Source organism: Streptomyces bungoensis, assembly GCF_001514215.1.
Classification (GTDB): domain Bacteria; phylum Actinomycetota; class Actinomycetes; order Streptomycetales; family Streptomycetaceae; genus Streptomyces; species Streptomyces bungoensis.
On sequence record NZ_KQ948872.1, the window covers coordinates 19618 to 37108 of the forward strand.

17 protein-coding genes are annotated in these 17491 nt (G+C 71.4%); 7 read left to right on the top strand and 10 right to left on the bottom strand.

Translation table 11 applies throughout. The annotated features are described in order from the left end of the window. Nucleotides 1-36 precede the first annotated feature (36 nt). Nucleotides 37-735, top strand: coding sequence for a hypothetical protein (locus tag AQJ66_RS31320; protein ID WP_159052670.1), 699 nt, complete (start codon nucleotides 37-39; stop codon nucleotides 733-735). Nucleotides 736-781: 46 nt separating this feature from the next. Here AQJ66_RS31320 and AQJ66_RS31325 read toward each other — a convergent pair whose 3' ends face one another. Both AQJ66_RS31325 and AQJ66_RS31330 read right to left on the bottom strand, forming a co-directional pair. Further along, complete coding sequence (locus AQJ66_RS31325) at nucleotides 782-1774, bottom strand: phospholipase D-like domain-containing protein (protein ID WP_061928715.1); 993 nt, start codon at nucleotides 1772-1774, stop codon at nucleotides 782-784. Nucleotides 1775-2033: 259 nt separating this feature from the next. Continuing rightward, complete coding sequence (locus AQJ66_RS31330; RefSeq protein WP_061928717.1) at nucleotides 2034-2798, bottom strand: dienelactone hydrolase family protein; 765 nt, start codon at nucleotides 2796-2798, stop codon at nucleotides 2034-2036. Nucleotides 2799-3050: 252 nt separating this feature from the next. Here AQJ66_RS31330 and hemB point away from each other — a divergent pair, with 252 nt between their 5' ends. The 3 genes from hemB to AQJ66_RS31345 all read left to right on the top strand — a co-directional run bounded on the left by hemB (nucleotide 3051) and on the right by AQJ66_RS31345 (nucleotide 5628). Further along, a complete protein-coding gene (gene hemB / locus AQJ66_RS31335) occupies nucleotides 3051-4043 on the top strand; it encodes a porphobilinogen synthase (RefSeq protein ID WP_061928719.1) in 993 nt (330 codons plus the stop codon). Between the two features lie 122 nt (nucleotides 4044-4165). After that, complete coding sequence (locus AQJ66_RS31340; protein WP_061928721.1) at nucleotides 4166-5368, top strand: aminotransferase-like domain-containing protein; 1203 nt, start codon at nucleotides 4166-4168, stop codon at nucleotides 5366-5368. A gap of 35 nt (nucleotides 5369-5403) precedes the next feature. Then, on the top strand, nucleotides 5404-5628 hold the full coding sequence (locus tag AQJ66_RS31345; protein ID WP_061928723.1) for a hypothetical protein: 225 nt from the start codon (nucleotides 5404-5406) through the stop codon (nucleotides 5626-5628). Between the two features lie 19 nt (nucleotides 5629-5647). Here AQJ66_RS31345 and AQJ66_RS31350 read toward each other — a convergent pair whose 3' ends face one another. Continuing rightward, complete coding sequence (locus AQJ66_RS31350) at nucleotides 5648-6460, bottom strand: DUF4253 domain-containing protein (RefSeq protein ID WP_061928725.1); 813 nt, start codon at nucleotides 6458-6460, stop codon at nucleotides 5648-5650. 117 nt (nucleotides 6461-6577) lie between these two features. On the opposite strand from AQJ66_RS31350, the gene AQJ66_RS31355 reads away from it, so the two are divergent. Next, nucleotides 6578-7756 (top strand): hypothetical protein, encoded by a 1179-nt coding sequence (locus AQJ66_RS31355; RefSeq protein WP_244162986.1) that lies wholly within the window; start codon nucleotides 6578-6580, stop codon nucleotides 7754-7756. A 51-nt stretch (nucleotides 7757-7807) separates the two neighbouring features. Here the strand turns inward: AQJ66_RS31355 and argS are convergent, their stop codons facing one another. Then, the gene (gene argS, locus AQJ66_RS31360) at nucleotides 7808-9571 is read right to left on the bottom strand and encodes an arginine--tRNA ligase (RefSeq protein ID WP_061928727.1); all 1764 of its coding nucleotides are present in this window, start codon (nucleotides 9569-9571) and stop codon (nucleotides 7808-7810) included. A gap of 127 nt (nucleotides 9572-9698) precedes the next feature. On the opposite strand from argS, the gene lysS reads away from it, so the two are divergent. After that, nucleotides 9699-11441, top strand: coding sequence for a lysine--tRNA ligase (lysS, locus tag AQJ66_RS31365; protein ID WP_061928729.1), 1743 nt, complete (start codon nucleotides 9699-9701; stop codon nucleotides 11439-11441). A 92-nt stretch (nucleotides 11442-11533) separates the two neighbouring features. On the opposite strand, the gene AQJ66_RS31370 is transcribed toward lysS, so the two are convergent. The 3 genes from AQJ66_RS31370 to AQJ66_RS31380 all read right to left on the bottom strand — a co-directional run bounded on the left by AQJ66_RS31370 (nucleotide 11534) and on the right by AQJ66_RS31380 (nucleotide 14725). Next, nucleotides 11534-12745: a DUF2637 domain-containing protein gene (locus AQJ66_RS31370; RefSeq protein ID WP_061928730.1), complete on the bottom strand. Its 1212-nt coding sequence runs from the start codon at nucleotides 12743-12745 to the stop codon at nucleotides 11534-11536. Nucleotides 12746-12844: 99 nt separating this feature from the next. Continuing rightward, nucleotides 12845-13747 carry a DUF3558 family protein gene (locus tag AQJ66_RS31375; protein ID WP_208611494.1) on the bottom strand — a complete coding sequence of 301 codons (903 nt, stop codon included), beginning with the start codon at nucleotides 13745-13747 and terminating at the stop codon, nucleotides 12845-12847. 126 nt (nucleotides 13748-13873) lie between these two features. Then, complete coding sequence (locus AQJ66_RS31380; protein WP_061928732.1) at nucleotides 13874-14725, bottom strand: hypothetical protein; 852 nt, start codon at nucleotides 14723-14725, stop codon at nucleotides 13874-13876. A gap of 190 nt (nucleotides 14726-14915) precedes the next feature. Between AQJ66_RS31380 and AQJ66_RS31385 the strand changes: the two genes are divergently transcribed. Further along, nucleotides 14916-16109, top strand: a complete 1194-nt coding sequence (locus tag AQJ66_RS31385; protein ID WP_061928734.1) for an RtcB family protein — start codon at nucleotides 14916-14918, stop codon at nucleotides 16107-16109. Nucleotides 16110-16131: 22 nt separating this feature from the next. Here the strand turns inward: AQJ66_RS31385 and AQJ66_RS39560 are convergent, their stop codons facing one another. The 3 genes from AQJ66_RS39560 to AQJ66_RS31395 are packed head-to-tail and all read right to left on the bottom strand — an operon-like array spanning nucleotide 16132 to nucleotide 17452. Continuing rightward, complete coding sequence (locus tag AQJ66_RS39560) at nucleotides 16132-16287, bottom strand: hypothetical protein (RefSeq protein WP_167359202.1); 156 nt, start codon at nucleotides 16285-16287, stop codon at nucleotides 16132-16134. Further along, nucleotides 16287-17063, bottom strand: a complete 777-nt coding sequence (locus AQJ66_RS31390) for an SDR family NAD(P)-dependent oxidoreductase (protein ID WP_061928736.1) — start codon at nucleotides 17061-17063, stop codon at nucleotides 16287-16289. Before AQJ66_RS31390 ends, AQJ66_RS39560 begins: the two co-directional genes overlap by 1 nt. Nucleotides 17064-17113: 50 nt before the next feature. Further along, entirely contained in the window at nucleotides 17114-17452 is a 339-nt protein-coding gene (locus AQJ66_RS31395) for a YnfA family protein (protein ID WP_061928738.1), read from the bottom strand. Between the last annotated feature and the right edge of the window lie 39 nt (nucleotides 17453-17491).

The window sequence follows — 17491 nt, forward strand, 5'->3', positions numbered from 1 at the left end:
GCAACACGCTGGTTACGGCGTCGCGCCGGGGCGGTGGTGCTGACCTGCGTCGGTGCGGGGCTCGCCGTCGTACATGTGCTGGCGCCCGATCTGCGGATCGACGGTGTCACGGTGATGCTGCTGGTGGTGGCCGTCGTGCCGTGGCTCGGGGAGTTGTTCCGGAGTATCGAGGTGCCGGGCATCGGGAGGATCGAGTTCCGGGACATCGAGCGCCGGATCGAGGCCGTCCAGCGGACCGCGAACGCGGCGCTCGTCGGGGACGGTCCCGAGGGCGGGGCCGTGGACGACACCGCCGCCTGGGACACGGTGCGGGACCTGGCCGCCGAGTACGTGAACGTACGGCTGCGGCAGCGCAGCGGTCCTGCGCGGAACCACCGGATGGACCAGATCTTCACCCGCATGGTGCGCGCGACGCAGCGGGTGCGTGAGTTCGACGCCGGTGAGCTGCTCGGCTCCGAGGACGCCGGACTGCGACTGGCCGCCTACGCGCGGCTGTATGCCATGCCCGAGCCGGAGCGGCTCGACGCGCTGGTGGACGCGGCGACCGGCGAACCGCTCCCCTTCAGCCAGTACTGGGCGCTTCAGGCCGTCGGCAGGTGCGTGGACGACATGGCGGCGGAGCAGGTGCCGCTCAGTGTCGTGCGCCGACTGGAGGAGTACCGGTCCGGGCTGTTCCGCGCCAACGACAGGAAGGAAATCGTCGATCGGGTGCTCGCGGGGTTCGGCCGGCGCTGAGCGGGAGGGGCGGGTGCCGGGCCGGCACCCGCCCGCCGCGCTTCGACTACGCCGCCGTACCGCCCGCGTAGTCACTGCCGAACGTCGTCTCGACGGTCTGCGCCACCGGTTCGGCGACGCCCGTGCCGGTGAGGATGATGCCCAGCTCCCGGTTGTTGCTGAGGGAGTTGCTGCTGATGTTCATGGAGCCGGCCTCGACCTCCTGGGTGGCCAGGCCGTAGTCGGCGACCATGGCCTTGGCGTGGATGTAGAAGCCGTTGGGGTCCGAGTAACCGACGACGGTGCCGCCGGCCGCCTTGACGGCGGCGACCTGGCTGGAGTAGCTGGAGGGGTTCTCCAGGACCACGCGGACCTTCACGCCCGCCTGGGCGCGCGCCACGATCGCGTTGACCACCGTGCTGTCGCTGAACTCCAGTTCCTCCACGTCGAGCGTCGTGGTCGCGGAGTTGATGAAGGAGACCAGGCGGTTGCGGGAGTCGTTGGGGGACCACAGGAGGTGGTCGCCGTCGGTGGGGGTGACCGAGGTGGCCGTGTAGTCGGCGTTGAAGACCTTCTCGATCGCGGCGACGTCCCGTGTGTCGTCGGTGAAGACGCCGTAGTCCCGGCTGGTCGTGTAGTACTGGGCGGTCAGGTTCCCCGTCATGACCAGGGACTTCACGCCGTCCACCGTGATCGTCTTCTGGTGGGTGTAGACGAAGGCGGAGGAGGACCACACGACGCCTATGCCGGCGTTCGTCAGGGACGTGTACGCCGAGTCGTTCGCGGTCTTGTGCTGGCGGTCGAGGATCACCCGGACCGTGACGCCCTTGTTCCTCAGGGCTATGAGGTCGTTGACGGCGGTCGTGTCCTCCAGCTCGTACATCGTCATGTCGAGCTTGGTGGTGGCCGAGTTGATGAAGTCGTAGATGGTGGGCTGGCTGCCGCTCTGGGAGAAGCTGAACGCGGAGTAGCTCGCGGCGTTCGCGGGGACGGCGGTGATGACGACGGCGGCGCCGGCGGTCAGGGCGACGGCCGCACGGGTGAAGGCCTTCCGCAGCATGCGGGACTCCTGTCGGACGCAGGGGGAGGTGGGGTGGCGCGTGCATGACACCACGCGCGTAGAACGCTGGGGAGTCGTGCGGCTCCAGCAACGGCCAGGGGAGCGCAAAGACTTGGTATCGGCGCTCCGCTATGCCCCCGAATGCGGCCTCCGGGCAGCCGGCCTCCCGGCTCCCGACGGCCGACGGCGGGTCGTCCCCGCTCCGCCCGTGGGGGTGCCGGCGCCCGACCCGCGGCCGGGCGCCGGCAACCCCCTCACGTCAGGCCGACGCCCTCACCGCCCCGCCCAGGTGCCGGGTGAAGAAGCGGGCCGCGCTGTCCGCCTCGAAGCGGGGGACTTCCTTGTGGCCGCCCGTGTTGGCGTGCAGGGTCTTCTCCTTCGAGGCGAAGGCGTCGAAGAGCGCGAGACCGGACTCGCGCGGGATGTGCTCGTCGTCCCACTGGAGGTGGAACTCGACCGGGACGGTGATGCGCCGGGCCGTCTCGGCCAGCGGGTCGGGCCAGAACAGGCCGAAGACCGCGGCGGTGATCCGGGGGTCGGCCGCCACGAGGGGCACGCCGATGGCGGTGCCCATGCTGAGGCCGTAGTAGCCGACCGGCCCCTCGGCGCCGATCTCCGGCAGCCGCTGGAGTGCGTCCAGGGCGCCCTGCCACTCCGGTACGGCGCGCTCGGCCAGGTGGGCGTTGAAGCGGACGACGACCGGGCCGACCGGTTCGCCCGCCGCCATGGCCCGCTGCATGACGGCGATCTCCCGCTCGTCGTGCGCCGTGCGCGGCCGGCCGCCGTGGCCGGGCGCGTCGATGCAGGCGACGTGGAAGCCGCAGTCGGTCACGATGCGCTGCGCGCGGCCCGTCATCGCCGGCCACTTCTTGTGGGTGCCGCCGCCGTGCCCCAGCAGCACCAGGGGGGCGCGCTCGGCGCCCGACGCGGGGGACCAGAGGACACCGGGGACGCCGCCCACGGTGAAGTCGCGTTCACGAACGCCGTTCGCCGAGGTCTCGGCGGTGAAGTCAAGAGAGTTCATGGGGTGTTGCCCTTCGGGAGTGCCTGTTCGTCGAGGCGCTCCCGGCGACACCCGCGTCAGTCGCCCGGCCGTGAGGAAAGGGGGAGCACCCACACGGAAACTGCGTTCACGGGGTCTCACCTCCTCCGGTGACGTCACGGTCGACCGTAAGCTAGCAGTGCGGGGCGTCACGGCGCCCGGCCTTTTTCCGCCGCACCCGCGTCGACACCACGTCGGCAAAGACACGCACGGGGCGGGCGTAGCGTAGAAGGCATGACGAAGTACGGATCCTTCCCCGGTACGCGTCCTCGTCGGCTGCGCACCACGCCCGTCATGCGCCGTATGGTCGCCGAGACCCGGCTGCACCCCGCCGATCTCATCCTCCCGGCGTTCGTCCGGGAGGGCGTGAGCGAGCCGGTGCCCATCGCGGCCATGCCGGGTGTCCTGCAGCACTCGCGGGACAGCCTGAAGAAGGCCGCGGCCGAGGCGGTGGAGGCCGGGATCTCCGGGATCATGCTGTTCGGCGTGCCGGAGGACGCGAAGAAGGACGCCCAGGGCACGGCGGGGACCGACCCGGACGGCATCCTGCAGGTCGCGCTGCGCGACGTGCGGGCCGAGGTCGGGGACGAGCTGCTCGTCATGTCCGACCTGTGCCTGGACGAGTTCACCGACCACGGGCACTGCGGTGTGCTCGACGAGCAGGGGCGCGTCGACAACGACGCCACCCTCGAGCGGTACGCCGAGATGGCGCAGGTGCAGGCGGACGCCGGTGCCCACGTCGTCGGGCCCAGCGGGATGATGGACGGGCAGATCGGGGTCATCCGGGACGCGCTCGACCAGATCGGGCGGGAGGACGTCGCGATCCTCGCCTACACCGCCAAGTACTCCTCCGCCTTCTACGGCCCCTTCCGCGAGGCCGTCGCCTCCTCCCTCCAGGGCGACCGGAAGACCTACCAGCAGGACCCCGCCAACTGGCGTGAGTCGCTGCGGGAACTGGAGCTGGACCTGGCCGAGGGCGCCGACATGGTGATGGTCAAGCCCGCCGGGCCCTACCTCGACATCCTCGCCCGGGTCGCGGACGCCGTGGACGTGCCGGTCGCCGCCTACCAGATCTCCGGCGAGTACTCGATGATCGAGGCCGCCGCCGAGAAGGGCTGGATCGACCGCGACCGCGCCATCCTCGAGACCCTGACCGGCATCAAGCGCGCCGGCGCCCGCACCATCCTCACCTACTGGGCCACCGAGGTGGCCCGGACGCTGCGCTAGCCGCCGCGCGACGGCATGCGGCCGCCCCGGCGTCCGCATGCCGAAACCCCTCGGTGTAGACGGCACGTACTTCCCTAGGCTGCCGGGCAGACGCCGTCCCGCAGCCCGAGGAGAGCCGTGCCATGACCGTCGCCGGAGCCGCACCGACCCGCGCCCCGCTCCCGCCGCTGGCCGCCCGCGCCCGTACGGTGGCGGGCTCGCCCGTGCGGGACATCCTCGCCGTCACCGCCCGCCCCGAGGTGATCAACTTCGCGGGTGGCCTGCCCGCGCCCGAGCTGTTCGACCGGCAGGGCATCGCGGCCGCGTTCCACGAGGTGCTGGCGGACGCCCCGGCACGGGCCCTGCAGTACTCCACGACCGAGGGCGAGCCGGTGCTGCGGGCGGGCCTCGCGGCCCGGGTCACCGCCCAGGGCCTGCCGACCGCCGCCGACGACCTCCTCGTCACCACCGGCTCCCAGCAGGCCCTGTCGCTGCTCGCGACCGCCCTGCTGGAACCCGGGGACACGGTCCTCGTCGAGAACCCCTGCTACCTCGCGGCGCTCCAGGTGTTCGCCCTGGCGGGCGCGCGCGTGGTGGCGGTGCCGGGCGACGAGGACGGCGTGGACCCCCAGGCACTCGAAGAGGCGGTCCGGCGCGAGCGCCCGAAGCTGCTCTACCTGGTCCCCACGTTCCAGAACCCCACGGGCCGCACGATGCCCGCGCCGCGCCGCGAGGCCCTCGCCGCCGTCGCCGCCCGCGAGGGCCTGTGGATCGTCGAGGACGACCCCTACGGCGACCTCCGCTACGACGGCACCCGCGTCCCCTGGATCGCGTCCTGCCCCGGCGCCGAGGACCGCGTGGTCCTCCTCGGCTCCTTCTCCAAGGTGATGGCCCCCGGCCTGCGCCTGGGCTGGCTCAGGGCCCCGGCGCCGCTGCGGCGGGCGTGCGCGGTGGCCAAGCAGGCCGTGGACCTGCACACGCCCACCCTCAACCAGCTCGCCGCGGCCCGCTACCTGGACGGCCTCGACGCCCACGTGGCCCGGGTCCGGGCCGTCTACGGCGAACGCCGCGACGCCATGCTGGCCGGCCTGCCCGGCACACTCCCGGCAGGATCGGTGTGGAGCCGCCCGGAGGGCGGCATGTTCCTGTGGGTCCGGCTCCCGGAGCCGTACGACACCACCGCGCTGCTGCCCCGGGTGGTCGAGCAGAACGTGGCGTACGTCCCCGGCGCGCCCTTCTACGCGGCCGCCCCCGACCCCGCCACCCTCCGCCTCTGCTTCGTCACCCAGACCCCCGAGGACATCGCGGAGGGCCTGCGCAGGCTGGGCCGGGGACTCGCCGCCTGAGCCCCCGCGCCGGGCGCGGGGGAGGGAGGACGGCCATGGCCAAGGCGGTACGGGCTTCGCTGGGGGACACGTGGATCACCTGCCAGGTCTGCCGCGGCGACCAGTTCCGTGAGCGGGGGGTCAAGCTCGACAGCACCGGCCTGGAGTTCATGAACTGGGCCTGGGCGGACGAGACCGCGACGCGGCTGATCTGCCACCGCTGCGGCTACGTCCACCTGTTCGTCAACCGGAACCTGCGGTTGCACAAGGTCAAGGGCTGACCCCGGCCGGCGGGCCCGCTCAGTCCCACCAGAAGGACCAGGTGGGGCTGCCGACGAGGTCCTTGGCGTACCCGCGCAGCGGGCCCTCCTCCACGGCGGTGTCCGGGCAGAACGCGAAGTGCTCCGCCGCCACCGCCTCGGCGTCCTCCTCGGTGGCGGGCGGGGCCGCCACCGACACGACCAGGCAGTCCCGGCCGAGGGCCACGACCCGCACGCCGAACCGGTCCTCCCAGGAGCGCAGCACCGCGCAGAGCCGGCCCGTGTCACCCTCGTGGTTCGCCGGGCCGGACCAGCCGATCGCCGCGGGTATGTCGGCCGACCGGCGCGCCGGCACCAGGGCCAGGTGCGGCTCCTCGATCACCGCGTCCCGGCCGCCCCGCAGCGCGTCGGCGACCTGGGCGGCGCGGGTGTCCGGGTCCGCGGACAGGACACCGGCCGGCGCGAGCCCCGGCCACTCGGGCCCGAACGGGGCGAGGTCCTCGGCGGCCCCGTCGTAGACCGCCTCGTCCTCCCAGTACTCCGCCAGGAGATCCTCGGCGTCGTGGTCGCCCGCGTACGACATCGCGCCGGGCAGCAGCCCCCAGTCCCCGAGGGCGCCGCCGGAGGCGGCCAGGTCCACGAGCACCGGCAGCAGGCCCGCGCGTGCCGCCGGCACGCCCAGCGCCTTCCAGGTCCCCGGCGCCGCCTGCTTCTCCGCGTGCCACAGCAGGGGTTCGTGCCACGGGCCGTCGTCGGTCACGTCGACCAGCCGCCCGGGCGGCAGGTGCAGTCCCAGGGAACGACCGCTCGGGTCGGTGGCCAGCCTGGGCAGCGGGTTCGGAAGAGTCGCCATGCCGGTGACTGTAAGGCCGGCCACTGACAATCCCACCGGCCGGCCGTCCCGATGAACCCGCCGCCCCGGCAGCCCCTCTTCACAAGGGGTGCCGTGCAGTGAAGGAAGGACGCGGACGTGCGGATCGGGCGTTACCCGGTGCGGTGGCACATCGTGCTGCTCACCCTGTGGACGGCCGGCTGGTTCGTCGTGGCCGAACGCCACGGAGCCGTGTCCTGGCACTACCTGAGGACCGGTCAGCGACTGCTCTTCGAGCAGATGCCCGGCGGGGGCCTCGCCCTCTACGCCAACCACCCCGAACTCCAGATCGGCCCGGTCAGCTTCGCGGTCGCCGGGCTCTTCGCACCCTTCCCGGCCGAACTGGGCGAGAAGCTGGCCGACGCCTTCATGTCCGGCCTGGGCCTCTACATGCTCGTCCTGGTCGGCCGCGCCGCCGCCGACCACAACCGGGGCACCGGCCTCAACCACCGGCGCCTGCAGCAGCGCGTCCTGATCGCCGGAGCCGCCTTCATCCCCATGTGGGTGGAGGTCGCCGTCCGCTTCGCCCACCTCGACGACGTCCTGGCCCTCTTCTTCACCACGCTCGCCGTCCGCGCCCTGGTCCGCGGCAACGCCACCGCCGTCGGTGTCCTCCTGGCCCTCGCCGTCGACTCCAAGCCGTGGGCCGTGGGCTTCCTGCCGCTCCTGCTCGCGCTGGAGCGCCCGGCCCGCACGCGCTCGGCCGCCTGGGTCATCGCCCTGGTGGCCGCCGCCTGGCTGCCCTTCTACCTCACCCACCTGGACACGCTGGCCGCGGCCCGCTTCACCATCCCCAACCAGCCGGCCTCGTCCCTGCGCTGGTTCGGGGTGCACGACCCCGCCACCCCCTGGTGGGACCGGCCCGCGCAGATGGCCCTGGGCGTCACCCTGGGCACGCTCGCGGTACGGCGGGGACGCTGGCCGGCGGTCGTGCTGCTCGCCGCCGACGCGCGCATCGCGCTGGACCCGAGCGTGTACACGTACTACAACGCCTCGGTCCTCCTCGGCACCCTGATCTGGGACTCGATCGGCCAGCGCCGCCTGGTCCCCTGGGTCAGCTGGATCGCCCTCATCACGCTGTACGGCAGCGCCCTGCTGGTCCCGTCCGACGCCACGCGCGGCCTCATCCGCCTGGCCTTCGTGGTCGGCTCCGCCGCGTACGTCCTGCTGTGGCCGCACCGGGCGCCCCGCGGCCGGCACCCGCGCCGGCGCGGAGAGGCCCGGACCACGCAGGGACACCCGGACCCGGAACGCCACCGGACCCTGGCGCCGGAGTAGGAACTCGGCGCCAGGGTCCGGCGGGTGGGTACGTCGTCGGGTACGGAGTGGTCAGAGCTTCTCGGGCGTCCTGATGCCCAGCAGCGCCATGCCCCGGTGCAGCGTGCGGGCCGTGACGTCGCACAGGAACAGGCGGTTCTCCACCTGCTCCGGGGACTCCGCCTTCAGCACCGGGCACTTGTCGTAGAACGACGTGTACAGCGACGCCAGCTGGTACAGGTACGCCGTCAGCTTGTGCGGCGCGTACTCCGCCGCAGCCTCCGCCACCGTCTCCGCGAAGGCGTCCGCGTGCAGGCCCAGGGCCCGCTCGGCGTCCGTCAGGGCCAGCTCCGGATGGGCCACCGGGTGGGCCTCGCCGGCCTTGCGGAGGATGGACCGGATACGGGCGTAGGCGTACTGCAGGTAGACGGACGTGTCACCGTTCAGCGAGACCATCTGGTCCAGGTCGAACTTGTAGTCCCGGTTCGCCGACGTCGACAGGTCCGCGTACTTCACCGCGCCGATGCCCACCTGGGCACCCCGCTCGGCGATCTCCTCCTCGGACAGGTCCTGCGCCTTCTCCCGGACCACCGCCGACGCGCGCTCGATGGCCTCGTCCAGCAGGTCGACCAGCCGGACCGTCTCGCCCTCACGCGTCTTGAACGGCTTGCCGTCCTTGCCCAGCACCGTGCCGAACGCCAGCTGCAGCGCCTTGACGTCCTCGTTCAGCCAGCCGGCCCGGCGGGCCGTCTCGAAGACCATCTTGAAGTGCAGCGACTGACGGGCGTCCACCACGTACAGCAGCGTGTCCGCCTTCAGGTTGAACACGCGGTCGCGGATCGCCGACAGGTCGGTCGCCGCGTAGCCGTAGCCGCCGTCCGACTTCTGCACGATCAGCGGGACCGGCTTGCCGTCCGGGCCCTTGACGTCGTCGAAGAACACGCACAGGGCGCCCTCGGAGCGGACCGCGACGCCCTTCTCCTCCAGCAGGCGGCACGTCTCGGCGAGCATGTCGTTGTAGCCCGACTCGCCGACGATGTCCGCGTCCCGGATCTCCATGTCCAGCTTCTCGAACACGGAGAAGAAGTAGATCTTCGACTCGTCCACGAACCGCTGCCACATGGCCAGCGTGTGCTCGTCGCCCGCCTGGAGGTCGACCACCCGGCGCCGCGCCCGCGTCTTGAACTCCTCGTCGGAGTCGAACAGCCTGCGCGCGGCCTTGTAGAGGCGGTCCAGGTTGGACATCGCCTCCTCACCGGTCACCTGCGCGTCCTTGTGGTCCAGCTCGTGCGGGTGCTCGTCCAGGTACTGGATGAGCATGCCGAACTGGGTGCCCCAGTCGCCGATGTGGTGGCGCCGCACCACGCTCTCGCCGGTGAACTCCAGCAGCTGCACCACCGAGTCGCCGATCACCGCCGACCGCAGGTGCCCGACGTGCATCTCCTTCGCCACGTTCGGCTGGGCGTAGTCGATCACCGTCGTGCCCGGGTCCGCGGCGAACGGCACGCCGAGGCGGCCCGTGTCGTCCGCGTACCGCGCGGCCAGGTTCCCGGTGATCGCCCGGTCCGCGACCGTCACGTTCAGGAAGCCGGGGCCGGACACCTCGACGTCCGCGATCACGTCACCCGTGGCCACCTGGGAGACGACCCGCGCGGCCAGCTCCCGCGGGTTCGCCTTCGCCTTCTTGGCCAGCGCCAGGATCCCGTTGGCCTGGAAGTCGGCCCGGTCGCTTCGTCGCAGCAGCGGGTCCGCGCCGGCGGCCTCCGGCAGGGTGGCCGAGAGGGCGGACGCGAGGCGCTGCTGGACGGAATCGCTGAGGGACGTGACCGAGGCCATAGGAATGGGTGCCGTTCTCCTCGTGGGAATGGATAGTCCCAGCCAGTATCCCACGGCGGGTAAAGCCGTTTTCCCGGTCGCATCCCGGTCTGTGACAATGGAGTGTCACCCGTTCAGAAAGAAGGACGTGCCGATCGTGGCTCAGAGCACCGAGACCACCGACTGGGTCTCCCGTTTCGCGGATGAGGTCATCGAAGAGTCGGAGCGCCGTGCCCCGGGCAAACCGGTCGTCGTCGCGTCCGGACTCTCCCCCTCCGGGCCCATCCACCTCGGCAACCTCCGCGAGGTCATGACCCCGCACCTGGTCGCCGACGAGATCCGCCGCCGCGGCCGCCAGGTCAGGCACCTGATCTCCTGGGACGACTACGACCGCTACCGCAAGGTGCCCCAGGGCATCGCGGGCGTAGACGACTCCTGGGCCGAGCACATCGGCAAGCCGCTGACCTCCGTCCCGGCGCCCCAGGGCTCGCCGCACCCGAACTGGGCCGAGCACTTCAAGGCCGCGATGACCGAGTCGCTGGCCCAGCTCGGCGTGGAGTTCGACGGCATCAGCCAGACCGCGCAGTACACCTCCGGCGTCTACCGCGAGCAGATCCTGCACGCCATGAAGCACCGCGGCGACATCGACGCGATCCTCGCCCAGTACCGCACGAAGAAGGCCCCGAAGAAGCCCCAGCAGCAGAAGCCGCTCGACGAGGCCGAACTGGAGGCCGAGGAGGGATCCGGCGCCGCCTCCGAGGACGACGGCAGCTCCGGCTCCGCCGGCTACTTCCCGTACAAGCCGTACTGCGGCAACTGCGAGAAGGACCTGACGACCGTCACCTCCTACGACGACGACACCACCGAGCTGTCGTACACCTGCACCGCGTGCGGCTTCGCCGAGACCGTACGGCTCAGCGAGTTCAACCGCGGCAAGCTGGTCTGGAAGGTCGACTGGCCGATGCGGTGGGCCTACGAGGGCGTCGTCTTCGAGCCGAGCGGCGTCGACCACTCCTCCCCGGGCTCCTCCTTCCAGGTCGGCGGGCAGATCGTGCCGATCTTCGGCGGCGAGCAGCCCATCGGCCCGATGTACGCCTTCGTCGGCATCAGCGGCATGGCCAAGATGTCGTCCTCGCGCGGCGGCGTACCCACCCCGGCCGACGCGCTGAAGATCATGGAGCCGCAGCTCCTGCGCTGGCTCTACGCCCGCCGCAGGCCCAACCAGTCCTTCAAGATCGCCTTCGACCAGGAGATCCAGCGGCTCTACGACGAGTGGGACAAGCTCGCCGCCAAGGTCGCGGACGGCACGGCCCTGCCGGGCGACGTCGCCGCCCACACCCGGGCCGTCGGCACCGCCGCCGGCGAACTGCCGAAGACCGCGCGCCCGCTGCCCTACCGCACGCTCGCCTCCGTCGCCGACATCACCGCCGGACACGAGGACCAGGCGCTGCGGATCCTGTCCGAACTGGACCCCGAGCAGCCGCTGGCCTCCCTGGACGAGGTCCGCCCCCGCTACGACCGGGCCGAGGCGTGGATCAACACCCACGTCCCCGCCGACCAGCGCACCATCGTGCGCGACGAGCCCGACGTCGACCTGCTGAAGTCCCTCGACGAGGCCTCCCAGCAGTCCGTGCGCCTGCTGCTCGACGGGCTCGCCGACCACTGGTCCCTCGACGGGCTCACCCACCTCGTCTACGGCGTCCCCAAGGTCCAGGCCGGGTTCTCCGCCGACGCCACGCCCAAGGAACTGCCCCCCGAGATCAAGACCGCCCAGCGGTCCTTCTTCGCCCTCCTCTACCACCTGCTGGTCGGGCGGGACACCGGCCCCCGCCTGCCCACACTGCTGCTCGCGGTGGGCCAGGAGCGGGTCCGGACCCTCCTCGGCGAGTAGACGAGCAGGGGAACGGGCAGGCAGGCGACGAGGAGGGGGCGCCCGGTCACACCGGGCGCCCCCTCCTCACACGTCCACGCCCGGCCGGCGCGTCACGCGATGTGGTCGTCCTCCAGCTCCGCCGAATGCCGGTGCTGGAAACGCTCCGCGAGCTCCTTCAGCTCACCCGGGCTCAGCGTCGTGCCGTACGTCGCCTCGATGTTGTCGCCGAGGACCCGCGGCGTCGGGTAGCTGCCGTCGATCGACTGCCGGAACACCTGGTAGTACGCCTCCTCGTCCGGCTCCGGCGTCCCACCGCCCTCACCCAGCTCACGGGTGCGGTTCGGGCCCACCGGAATGGGGAAGCTGCCCGTCTCCTCCGAGGAGGGCTGCTGGAACTGCTCCGGAGGCTGCTCCTCGTACCAGTCCTCGTACTGCTCCTCCGGCTCGTACTGCGGATCCGGCACGGGCTCGTAGGCGGGGTCGTAACCGCCGTGGTAGTCGATCTCCCGCGGAGCCTGGAACCACGGACTCTCCTCGTCCACCGGCGGCTCGGGCCGCCGCTCGACGGCGGGCGCCGACGCCTGCAGGGGCACCGGCGCCTGCACCGGCGCCACCCCACCGGCACGACCCACCGCGGCCACCGCCGGGACCACCGCCGGCTCGATCCCCGCCGCCGCCAGGCCCGCCGGAGCCGTCTCCGCCAGCGGAACGCCGTACCGCGCCAGCCGCAGCGGCATCAACGACTCCACCGGAGCCTTCCTGCGCCAGGCACGGCCGAACCGCGAGCGCAGCCGCGCCTGGTAGACCAGCCGCTCCTGCTCCAGCTTGATCACCTGCTCGTAGGAACGCAGCTCCCACAGCTTCATACGGCGCCACAGCAGGAACGTGGGCACCGGGGAGAGCAGCCAGCGGGTGAGGCGCACGCCCTCCATGTGCTTGTCGGCCGTGATGTCCGCGATCCGGCCGATCGCGTGCCGGGCCGCCTCCACGGCGACCACGAACAGGACCGGGATCACCGCGTGCATGCCCACACCCAGCGGGTCCGGCCACGCGGCGGCACCGTTGAACGCGATCGTCGCCACCGTCAGCAGCCAGGCCGTCTGGCGCAGCAACGGGAAGGGGATGCGGATCCAGGTCAGCAGCAGGTCCAGGGAGAGCAGGACGCAGATACCCGCGTCGATGCCGATCGGGAACACGTAGGAGAAGTTCCCGAAGCCCTTCTTGATGGCCAGCTCACGGACGGCCGCGTACGAACCGGCGAAGCCGATACCGGCGATGATCAGCGCGCCGGCCACGACCACGCCGATGAGAACGCGGTGCATCCGAGTCAGCTGCAGTGGCGCGGCCACTCGTACTCCCCTCCCATTGCGTGTTGGTGCGCGCAACAGAGTGGCACACGTGTGCGGCGCACGTGATGCCGGTCAGTTCTTCTTCGTGGCCGACTTCGACGGGGACGCGCTCGACGACGGGGACGCCGACGCCGACTTGGACGGCGCCTTCGAGGCGGACGCGGACGGCGAGGCCGGCGCCTTCGACGACGAACTCCGCGCAGAACCTTCACCGTTGGCCGCCGTGACGGCGGCGACCGCCTCCTTCGCGGCCCTCTGCGCGTCCTTGGACAGGCCGTCGGCGTCCGGAGTCTTCTCCCCCGCGAGGCCGGCGCCGTTGTAGTCCAGGGTGACGACGACGTTCTCGACCCGGGCGACCATCGTCTGCTGCTTGAAGGCGCCCTCCTTCTTCGTCAGGTCGTAGCGCACCAGCGTCGCCTCCGCGCCCACACCGGAGACCGGCAGCACCTTGGCGTTCTTCGCACCGTCCACGTTCTGCGCGTCCTTGACCTGCTGGGTGAAGTACGCGTGCGCCTGCTTGTCACCGGCACCGCGAGTGGCGTCCGAGTCGAACCGCAGCAGGGACACGTTCAGCCAGCGGAACTGGGAGCCCTTGACGCCGTTGTTGTCCAGGCTGCTCCAGGAACAGGAGCCACGGGTCGCGGGAGCGTCACTGCTGCCCGTCTTGCCCGACTTCGCCTTCGGCACCAGATCGGTCAGCGTCTTCTTCGACAGCACCGCACACGGCCCGGGAAGCTTCCCGTACGCGGCGGCCTGCACCGTCGGGGACGCGCTCGCCGACGGCGACTTGCTCGAACCGGCGGTCGCGGACTGCTGGGCGCCGCTCCCCTTGTCCTTGGAGTCGCCGGAGTCCGAGGAACAGGCCGCCGTGATCAGCACCGCCGGAACGGCTGCCGCGCACACAAGAGCACGGCGGAGGCGCTTGGCGCGCTGGTCGTGGTGGACACGGTCGGCTCGCTGGGCTGCTCGCTGCATGGTTCCTTCACTCGTGACACTCGGTGTTCGTGCGGGTTCCTGCGGGGCCACGGTACGCGGTGAAGGAGCGGTGCGGCTTGCGTTCACCCGCTTCCCGGGCGAGGACGGAAGCGGTCTGAGGGACCCTCAGCCACCCAGCGCGTCGTCCAGCCCGGAGGCCAGCTCACGGGCCCTGTCCTGCATTTCCTTGCTGTCCGGCACCGCTCCCGTGGCCATCGGCTGCTCCTCGTACTCGAGGGTCACGATGACGTTGGACGTGCGGAACACCACAGTCACCGTCCGCTGCTCGGCCGTCGGACCGGACGTGCTCAGCCGGTCGTCCAGATACGCCTCGTCACCGAGGTCGGGCAGCACCCGCGGCTGCAGATCCGCCGACTCGTCCGTCCCGGACTCCGAGGCCGACGGGGAGGCCGGGGAGGCCCCACCGCTCGCGGTGGCCGTGGCAGACGGCGAGGAACCGGGAGCGGCGGATCCGGAAGACCCGGAGGGCGAGGCGGAGGAGGTTGAGGAGGGGGAGGACGCGGCCGGCGTGGGCAGATCCGCGGCGGACTCCCGCTCCTCGAACAGCTTCCGCGCCTGGTCGTCGTCGCTGACCGCGTTGTCGTACGACACCACGCGCTCGAAGTCGACCGAGAGCCGGTCGGTGGCGTCGGCGGACTCCACCTTCCAACGGCAGCCCGTCCTGCGGTCGGTGTTGTAGGTGAGCTCCGCGTCGCCCTGGTACGCCTTGTCCCGCTGGTCCGGGTCGGTGATCTGCTTGATGCCGGGCAGCAGGGAGTCGAGCGTGTCGTGGTCGACCGCGCCGCAGGCCTCCGGCAGGCTGCGGTACTTGCCGGGCTGGGCCGCCACCGTCGCCGTACCGGCGTCCCCCGGGTTGGAGTCGTCCGTGCGGTCACCGCCCCCCGAACCGCTCGTGCAGCCGGCCAGCAGCGCCGCGAGGAGGGCGGCGGTACCGGTGACGTACGCCTTCCGCTGCACGATCGGGCTCCTCTCGACGGTCCCCGCTGGTTATTCGCTTGCTGCGGCGGGGCGCTCCCTGGAGACAATGTGTATCGCACGCACTGCCGTGGACGCCGGTCCCGCGTCCCTTTTCGCCAACGATGGCGCGGCTTTTGCGTTCTGCTTCTTATCTGCCTTTTGTTTGCTTTTCCGGGGGAACGAGGAACACATGTCGTACGTGGAGATGCCGGGCACCAAGGTCCCGATCCGGATGTGGACCGACCCCGCGACGGTCGAGGACGTGGCCCTCCGCCAGCTGCAGAACGTCGCCACCCTGCCCTGGATCGAGGGCCTGGCCGTCATGCCGGACGTCCACTACGGAAAGGGCGCGACGGTCGGCTCGGTCATCGCGATGCGGGGCGCGGTGTGCCCGGCGGCGGTCGGGGTGGACATCGGCTGCGGGATGTCGGCGGTGAAGACGTCCCTGACGGCAAACGACCTCCCCGGCGACCTGTCGCGGCTGCGGTCGCGGATCGAGCAGGCGATTCCGGTGGGTCGGGGAGTTCACCGGGACCCCGTGGAGCCTGGCCGCTTTCACGGGCTGGCGACTGCCGGGTGGGACGACTTCTGGGGACGGTTCGACGGGATCGCCGAGGCAGTGAAGTTCCGCCGGGAGCGAGCGATCACGCAAATAGGAACCCTTGGCCAAGGGAATCACTTTATCGAACTTTGCGTCGATACGTCCGACGTCGTGTGGCTCATGCTCCACTCCGGCTCCCGCAACATCGGCAAGGAACTCGCCGAGCATCACATCGGCGTGGCCCAGAAGCTCCCGCACAACCAGGGCCTCGTCGACCGCGACCTCGCCGTGTTCGTCTCGGACACGCCCCAGATGGCGGCGTACCGCAACGACCTGTTCTGGGCGCAGGAGTACGCCAAGTACAACCGCACGCTGATGATGGCGCTCCTGAAGGACGTCGTCCGCAAGGAGTTCAAGAAGGCGAAGCCCGTCTTCGAGCCGGAGATCTCCTGCCACCACAACTACGTGGCGCAGGAGCGGTACGACGGCATGGACCTGCTCGTGACCCGCAAGGGCGCGATCCGGGCCGGCTCCGGCGAGTACGGCATCATCCCGGGCTCCATGGGCACGGGTTCGTACATCGTGAAGGGCCTCGGCAACGAGAAGGCCTTCAACTCGGCGTCGCACGGCGCGGGCCGGCGGATGAGCCGCAACGCGGCCAAGCGCCGCTTCACGACGAAGGACCTGGAGGACCAGACCCGGGGCGTGGAGTGCCGCAAGGACTCCGGTGTCGTGGACGAGATCCCGGGTGCCTACAAGTCGATCGACCAGGTCATCGACCAGCAGCGGGACCTGGTGGAGGTCGTGGCGAAGCTGAAGCAGGTCGTGTGCGTGAAGGGCTGACGCGGCCGGACTCGCGGTGCGGCTACTTCGCGTGCCGCACCGCGTAGATCATCACGAAGGCCACGAAGTGGATGCCGAAGAGGAAGTACGCGAGGAAGTACCAGACCTGGCGTTCGTTCTTCGTCTCCTGGGCCAGGCGGCGCTGTTCGAGGCTGTTCGCGGAATCGTCGGTCGGCATCACGGCTCCCGGTGGACCTTGGTGTTGGAGGCCTGGGCGCGGGGGCGCAGGACGAGGAGGTCGACGTTGACGTGGCTGGGACGGGTGACCGCCCAGGTGATGGTCTCGGCGACGTCGTCGGCGGTGAGCGGCTCGGCCACGCCCTCGTAGACCTTCGCGGCCCGCTCGGTGTCGCCGCCGAAGCGGGTGAGGGCGAACTCCTCGGTCTTGACCATGCCGGGGGCGATCTCGACGACACGGACCGGTGTGCCGACGATCTCCAGGCGGAGTGTCTCGGCGAGGACGTGGGCGCCGTGCTTGGCGGCCACGTAGCCGGCGCCGCCCTCGTAGGTGCCGTGGCCGGCGGTGGAGGAGACGACGACCACCACGCCGTCGCCGCTGGCCTCCAGCTTGGGCAGCAGGGCCTGGGTGAGGTTCAGGGTGCCGATGACGTTCGTCTCGTACATCGCGCGCCAGTCGGCGGGGTCGCCGGTGGCGACCGGGTCCGCGCCGAGGGCGCCGCCCGCGTTGTTGACCAGGACGCCGATCGTCTCGAAGGCCGTCGCGAACTCGTCGACGGCCGCGCGGTCGGTCACGTCCAGCGGGTAGGCGACCGCCGAGTGGCCCGCCCCGTTCAGCTCCTCGGCCAGCGCCTCGATGCGGTCCTTGCGGCGGGCGGTGAGGACGACGCGGTAGCCCGCCTCGGCGAGCCGGCGGGCCGTGGCGGCGCCGATGCCGCTGCTCGCACCGGTGACGACGGCGATGCGGGAGGCGGCGGGCGGGGCGGCGGTGGCCATGGCTGCTCCAGGGGAGTAAGGGGTCGGCGCCCCTCCAGGGTAGGTGAGGGTCAGGAGCCGTTCCTCGGCGCCCACATGATCACGGCCATGCCGGCCAGGCAGATCAGGGCACCCGCGATGTCCCAGCGGTCGGGCCGGTAGCCGTCGGCGACCACGCCCCACAGCAGGGAGCCGGCCACGAAGATGCCGCCGTACGCGGCGAGGATGCGGCCGAAGTGGGCGTCGGGCTGGAAGGTGGCGACGAACCCGTAGGCGCCCAGGGCGAGGATCCCGCCGGTGATCCACAGCCAGCCGCGGTGTTCGCGCACGCCCTGCCAGACCAGCCAGGCGCCGCCGATCTCGAACAGCGCGGCGAGGACGAACAGGGCGGCGGAGCGGAGGATCGGCATGCGCGCAGCTTGGCACGCCGGGCGGCTGTCACCTGTTGG

Excerpts from the sequence above, each read along its gene's own strand:
- AQJ66_RS31325 (WP_061928715.1), bottom strand. The coding sequence starts at position 1,774 with ATGCTGCGGAAGGCCTTCACCCGTGCGGCCGTCGCCCTGACCGCCGGC.
- AQJ66_RS31330 (WP_061928717.1), bottom strand. The coding sequence starts at position 2,798 with ATGAACTCTCTTGACTTCACCGCCGAGACCTCGGCGAACGGCGTTCGT.
- hemB (WP_061928719.1), top strand. The coding sequence starts at position 3,051 with ATGACGAAGTACGGATCCTTCCCCGGTACGCGTCCTCGTCGGCTGCGC.
- AQJ66_RS31340 (WP_061928721.1), top strand. The coding sequence starts at position 4,166 with ATGACCGTCGCCGGAGCCGCACCGACCCGCGCCCCGCTCCCGCCGCTG.
- AQJ66_RS31345 (WP_061928723.1), top strand. The coding sequence starts at position 5,404 with ATGGCCAAGGCGGTACGGGCTTCGCTGGGGGACACGTGGATCACCTGC.
- AQJ66_RS31350 (WP_061928725.1), bottom strand. The coding sequence starts at position 6,460 with ATGGCGACTCTTCCGAACCCGCTGCCCAGGCTGGCCACCGACCCGAGC.
- argS (WP_061928727.1), bottom strand. The coding sequence starts at position 9,571 with ATGGCCTCGGTCACGTCCCTCAGCGATTCCGTCCAGCAGCGCCTCGCG.
- AQJ66_RS31370 (WP_061928730.1), bottom strand. The coding sequence starts at position 12,745 with ATGCACCGCGTTCTCATCGGCGTGGTCGTGGCCGGCGCGCTGATCATC.
- AQJ66_RS31375 (WP_208611494.1), bottom strand. The coding sequence starts at position 13,747 with ATGCAGCGAGCAGCCCAGCGAGCCGACCGTGTCCACCACGACCAGCGC.
- AQJ66_RS31385 (WP_061928734.1), top strand. The coding sequence starts at position 14,916 with ATGTCGTACGTGGAGATGCCGGGCACCAAGGTCCCGATCCGGATGTGG.
- AQJ66_RS39560 (WP_167359202.1), bottom strand. The coding sequence starts at position 16,287 with ATGCCGACCGACGATTCCGCGAACAGCCTCGAACAGCGCCGCCTGGCC.
- AQJ66_RS31390 (WP_061928736.1), bottom strand. The coding sequence starts at position 17,063 with ATGGCCACCGCCGCCCCGCCCGCCGCCTCCCGCATCGCCGTCGTCACC.
- AQJ66_RS31395 (WP_061928738.1), bottom strand. The coding sequence starts at position 17,452 with ATGCCGATCCTCCGCTCCGCCGCCCTGTTCGTCCTCGCCGCGCTGTTC.